Raw genomic sequence first — 6,114 nt, 5'->3', positions numbered from 1 at the left:
CCTTCCTTCCAAAATATTAAGCGCCTTGGCAACGTGGTAGTCGTAACCCATTAGTCCGCTAAGGCTCAATAAATCAGATTGTTTAATACGCTCTAGACAAGACCTAAACTCACTCATGTCAGCAAAGCCACCACGATGCAAACCCACGTCGACCTCAAGGTTAACCTTCATCTTGAGCCCTGACTCTAAAGCAACAGCCTCGTACTCGTTCAAGCGTTCATTTGAGTCAATCAGCCATTGAACTTGCTCTGCTGGCTCAAAGTCTAGCGGCTCACCTTGCTTCTCATACCACTGATAGAAAGCTCTAAGCGCCATGACAGGCATAGGTTTTCCTAACAACAAGTCCGGCTTTACGGGCCATTTATGCTCTGCAATATGTATAAGAAAAGGAAGGTGAAAGCACATTAAACGAGAGGAATTAGTTTCGGACAGTATATATTCCAGCATAGGAATACTGGGTAAAGATTTTGCCACCACTCGATAGGCAAACCCTTTTTCTAGGGTTTCTTTCAAGCGTGCAATATTTTCATCCAACAAAGATTTATCGACAAGCAGTACAGGGCTAGCAAGGCCTGCCTGACTCAGAGCGAGCGATAGCTTAGAAAAATAGTTTGCGTCCATATTATCCAACTAGTCTTATTATTTTTTTGGATCTGCAGTCTAAACCAAGTAAAAGTCCAGCCTACCTGAGATCATAAAATCCCAGACTAACACAAACATGAATATTATTCATATTTTAAGGAATGGCTTACTTCCCAGCTTTGAGAATTACAAACTTCTTATTCGCTGCGATATTTTCAAAGTTACCAAATATTCTTTTCAAGTCAGAATGGTAGCCAAGGTGCCGATTTGCCACGAGCCATACCTCGCCACCCGTTTTCAATGCACGTTTGGCTTCTTTGAAAAAGGATTGGGCTATCGAAGTGCTCACCGTATTTTGCTGATGAAACGGCGGGTTACAAAGAATCAATTCCAATGAATTAGACTTAGCCTTGCTCAAGCCGTCACAAGCAATAAACTCAGCACGGTTTGTAGGCATATTGACCGCCAAATTGTGTTTCGCAGACTGTACCGCCTGAAAAGACTCGTCATAGAAAAACATCTGGGCATTAGGAAAGCGCTGTAAGTAGGCTAAACCAAGTACCCCATTCCCACAGGCTAAATCAGCGACTTGTGAAACCTCCGGTAAGCACTTGTAATGCCCCAAAAAGAAGCGACTGCCAATATCCAAATGATCATTGCTAAAGACATTTGGTAAAGCCTTCAAGTTCAATTCAAAATCGGGAACGCTGACAGACTTGCACTGTTCAAATATATTCTGCTCTGAAGCGTACGCCAGAGATTTATCAACCTCTGCCCTCCAGACTCGCGCTTTTTTTACACCTGGCAAAAAACTCGCCGGGCCAAAGCACTTCTCCAGCAACTCATACTGACCTTTGCTTAAGTGCTTATCCATACCTGCAAGTAAAAGTGTACAGCCTTCTTGTGCCCACTTATTCAGTTCAGCGAGTAAATAAGCCAGCTGGCTTTTAGATTTAGGTACTCGACCAATGATTAAGTCTGGGCGCTCTTCTCGTTTGACGAGATACTCAAGACCCGACTCAAAGTCCAGCACATTATCGTCATTCGCTTCAGCATTCTTCTTGAGGTTCTGTCGCGTTGCTTCTAATGACATCCATGAGTCGCCGTAACAGAGGGGCTTATATTTCATTAAAGGAATCGTCAAAGCACCAAAGTTATCGTGCACGATACAAAGCTGCTTGAAGCTTCCAGCCATGTCATCAACCAGATTAAGCAGGTAGCTGTCTGCAGCATCCCAGGCACGCAACTGACTACGCTTTTCAACAGGATAACGCTGAAGCTCATAATTCTGGCCGTTAGCGGTAAATGCGTTGGGATTTTCTGATGAGGAAGAAGACATAAAGGGATTTTAACTAATGAGCGAACTGAGCATTATAGCTCAAGCCATGCCTATCAAGAAGAGCCTAAGTTTACAGCGCAGCGCCAGCCTGACAAGCAACAGAAAGTCTCTGCCTACAAGCCTGTTGATACAATTGCTGCGCCTTGCTTAAGTTCTTAATAACACCGAAACCGCTTTGATAGAAACGACCTAATTGAAACTGAGCCTGAGCACTTCCTGATTTTGCAGCCACTTCAAACCAACGAAATGATTCATGCGAGTCGTGTTGAGGACCATCTTGTAAATAGATTTGCGCCAAACTTAGCTGAGAATCGATATCACCTTGTTCGGCTGCCAAGGTATACCAACTAATGGCTTCAGCTATGTTTTTACCAGAGACTTCACCAGAATGATAAATTCTGCCTAGTTGATACTGAGACAGTATATGCCCATGATCAGCCGCCCGTCTCAACCAACGCAAAGCCCTTTTCGGTTTAGCTTCGACACCCAATCCATTTAAGAGCATTAGCGCTAAGTTATACTGAGCTTGAACGTCTCCCAACTTAGCCGCCTTCTTGAACCAGCTATTAGCCTTTGTTTCGTCTTTGACGTCTTCATTGGTGTAATAAATTAAGGCTAGATTATATTGAGCTGAGGTATCGCCCTGTTCGGCCGCTAGCGTATACCACTTTATCGCTTTATTAATATCTCTAGGTAAACCGTCACCTTTCTCATACAGCACAGCTAGATTATTTTGCGCTTCCAACAAGCCTGACTCAGCGGCTTCTACGTACCATATCTGCGCATTAGAAATGTTCTTAGCGACACCTAAACCTTCCTGATTAATTCGGGCCATATAGAATTGGGCAATGCTATCGCCTTTATAAGCTAATGGCTCCCATATATTTTTGGCGCAGACATAGTCTCCTGAATTGAAGCAGTGGCGGGCTTGGTCAGAGCTCGCATGCATCTCGATAGAAGTAACCAATAAAAGAAAAGCTAGAGTAAATTTAATATGAGCAATAAAGCTCGGCCAGAAACCAGTATTCAATACAAGATACCCTTAATCATCTGTCACCCGAAATAAGTACGTATCAGTATATACCAGCAACCCGGAAATAGGAGGTTATCTATATATTATGGGAAGCCAGCTAATGTACGTTTTACTCTTAGTATCGCGAAGCTGTAAAGTTAGCGGTGTTGAATCTAGACTTATTAGAGGTTTGATTCTTGGCAAAAGCTTTAAGCTGGTAAAAAAGAATATTCTTTTACATTAGCCAATGTTAAATACCTCGACGTAACTCCCAAGGGAAAACCTTCCCCATGCTGTTTAATAAAGTCTGCACAATTATAGGGTCCATTAAGTCAGTGAGTTCCCACTGACTTAAAAATAATAGCGCTAAATACTGATCAGCCAGGCTGAGGTCTTGTTCGCCACATGTCAGCATATCTGCAATTGACGAAAACATTGGCTTATCATCACTCTTGTACATCAAACGCCCATAAGAACAAACAGGCTTGCCTAAGACCATTGCCTCATGAACCAAGTTAGAGTTAACCGATACGACCCCAACACAATTTTTATGCGCGGCTAAATCAATACTACGGATACCTTTCTTAGCCTCGATAAATGTCACACCCTTTGGTAACGTCGGAGCATTAGATAAGCGGCATTTTTTAGCAGGATGCTCAGTCACGATAATGTTCACACCTTGCGCTTCCGCATAACTCCGATCAATTAGCGCCTGAGCCAATAAATCGTTGGCGCCCTTCTGCCCATACAAGCTCTCAAAACCAGAATCAGAAAACTTCAGGTTATAGTCCTCTCCTCCTTGGAGTGGCAATAAACAAAAAGGCTTTTGAGTAAGGCCTGCGATATCAACCTTTTTAGGCCTCAAGAAGTGTTGAGCGCGAGCTTTGCAGTGCTCTAAATCGCGTCGACCTATGCGCTCAACATAATCAACGCCAGAGTCAAACTGAGTGTGGCTGCGTGCATTGGCCCCATGAGGAGAGATTTGATAAGACGATCTCGGTAGCCAGCCATGTTCAACAACAAGCGTTTTATCGCCATCATCGACAAAACGCTCCGACCAATTAATTGAAACAGGGGGTATTGATTCAAACAAGTCAGGATTGCTATGGACAGTTCGAGCAAGCATGCTGAAAAACATTGTCTTCGCACAGGCTCCGCCCTTCAAACCCAATATAGAGGTAGCACTCGACCAATTTGACCGCCTCCCAAAGCGTTTGAATATCACATTGTCATGAGCCTTAAACTCTTTTGGGATAGCCCCCCAATAAGTCTTTTTATATTTCTTCACTGTCAATATCCATTATTTAAGTGTTAATGCTTATTCCAATGAATAGCTTTTCTTTATCCCAAGAGCGCTGAATAAGTCATTCATTTGCTGACTAGCCACCTCACAGCTTAATGTTTCAACACGAATATCCGGCCTCAACCACTTGGCAGACAGCAAGGTTGTCGAGATATCGCCCAAAACAAGCACGTCATCTCCCAGCAGAGGCAAGATAAGCTCAAAGCCTATATTTTTATCGATACGGGTTGAACCTGGAAACATCTCATCGAGCAAGTCAAGGTTAGTACTCCTCGGGTGAGCCTTGACCCCAATGTCACGAGGGGAGAAAGTTTCTAACAATCGCTTATAGGCACTTGTTAGACTATCCGGCTGCCTCATATAACTAGCCTCATGAGGCAAAGTAATCAACACCTTAATCGCATCGAAACAGCTTAAATCGACCTTTCTATCATCAAGTAAACTTTTAGAAAGCTGTTTAAATTGATCAGATGAGAACAAATCTGTGTTGAGCGCTAAGCGCTTCTTTTCCTGCAACAGAGGGTGAGCATACTCAGGGAACGCCAAATAGGCTTTTGAAATCCAAGCAGAAGAGCCTATTGTCAGGGCGTTCTTCCACCAGGTTCCGTATACGAGTTTCTTAAGAAAAGGATCCAGAAAACGGTGAGCGAAGCTATTCATTGATTTGTGGCCAATATAGCTCACCGCACCATCATCCATGTAAATACCGGTCGCACGTCTACCCGATTGACTGGCAACATGCATCGCATACTGAAACTCTACTCGGCGATCATTTCCAGTATAAATTTGTTTACTCGAATCCGAAGCAAACAAAACATCAATCCGTTTCATGACCTCCCGACGATGCTGTATCTTTCCGAGACCTTTATCATTCGCTAAAGAAACGGTTTCTTGAAACAATCCCTTTACTTGCTCAATCGCTAGAGTGAAGGATTTGGCCAAATCCAGGTTTTTTGAAACAATTACAGCTATGTTTTCTTGTCCTTGATTTTCAATTGCTAAGTTAGAGGCAATAAAAAAGTGTAAAGGAGAGGATATGAAATAGTAGTTTTTCATCGCGTCGTCAGCACCGGCTATTCTTGCATGTGTCTGATCTTGCTACGCACTTTAGATATATTGGAATCCTGCGCATAACGCCCTTTCGTCACATGACGAATTTGAAAGACACCATCAATATCTAGAGGGGTTCCTTCCGACTTAATCAGCCATTTGAACGCTGTATCTTCATAAGTTTTACGCCAGGTTAGCGTTTCGGTCTGGAAGATTCTTATTTTTTCACAATAGCCAATCGCCCGAGCTACATCACCATGTACAATCTGAAAAGCGCCTTTTGCTTTATCACGAGTATGAGAGCTAAAGTTCGCGGTTTCAATATCAACTAATTGAGGCTCGGCATCTTTACGCAACATCGGGTCGTCATCTTTCAACATGTCAGTTGTTTTCTCGGAGCGCGGGTAATACAAAATATCTTTCTTACCTTGAAGTGCTTCAGCCAAAGAATCGAGGCAATTCTTATGGAAAATAATATCGCAGTCGGTAAACCACAACCAGTCAGCTTTAGTCGAACGAGCCGCCATGTTTCGACCAATTCCGCGGCGAAATAGTTTTCCCTTACTTAGCGGCTGAAAATTCCAAGTAACATTTGGCACCTCTAGCTTAGAAAAGTAATCTAAAACAGCTTTGGTACCTTTATCTTCCTCAGCATAAAACACGGTTGCGGTTAAACGTAACTTACTGGGTGGGTAGTTGACGTATGAACTTAACTGATAGCTCAAGGTATTAGAGTAGTTCCAGCAATGACTTACGATTTCCAGATCAAACTCACCTGAAACAGCTGACCGAGTTTCGGTTTCAGGAATGGGGTCGCGAAACCACGAC

Annotated in this window: 6 protein-coding genes; all 6 read right to left on the bottom strand. The window is 43.2% G+C overall.

All coding sequences use genetic code 11. The features are described from left to right. A partial coding sequence (locus A3766_RS01230; protein WP_197479158.1) for an alanine racemase occupies window positions 1-621 on the bottom strand: 621 nt, incomplete at its 3' end. Window positions 622-748: 127 nt separating this feature from the next. Continuing rightward, window positions 749-1,921: a methyltransferase gene (locus A3766_RS01225; protein ID WP_068510872.1), complete on the bottom strand. Its 1,173-nt coding sequence runs from the start codon at window positions 1,919-1,921 to the stop codon at window positions 749-751. A gap of 70 nt (window positions 1,922-1,991) precedes the next feature. After that, window positions 1,992-2,951 carry a tetratricopeptide repeat protein gene (locus tag A3766_RS01220; RefSeq protein ID WP_068510874.1) on the bottom strand — a complete coding sequence of 320 codons (960 nt, stop codon included), beginning with the start codon at window positions 2,949-2,951 and terminating at the stop codon, window positions 1,992-1,994. A 232-nt stretch (window positions 2,952-3,183) separates the two neighbouring features. Next, complete coding sequence (locus A3766_RS01215) at window positions 3,184-4,221, bottom strand: hypothetical protein (protein ID WP_068510876.1); 1,038 nt, start codon at window positions 4,219-4,221, stop codon at window positions 3,184-3,186. A 30-nt stretch (window positions 4,222-4,251) separates the two neighbouring features. Continuing rightward, a complete protein-coding gene (locus A3766_RS01210) occupies window positions 4,252-5,292 on the bottom strand; it encodes a polysialyltransferase family glycosyltransferase (protein ID WP_068510878.1) in 1,041 nt (346 codons plus the stop codon). 17 nt (window positions 5,293-5,309) lie between these two features. Further along, window positions 5,310-6,114, bottom strand: an 805-nt coding sequence (locus tag A3766_RS01205; RefSeq protein WP_068641503.1) for a glycosyltransferase family A protein, incomplete at its 5' end; no start/stop codon positions are given.

The sequence above is a fragment of the Oleiphilus sp. HI0132 genome (assembly GCF_001635845.1).
This window is presented reverse-complemented; position numbering and strand designations above follow the sequence as displayed.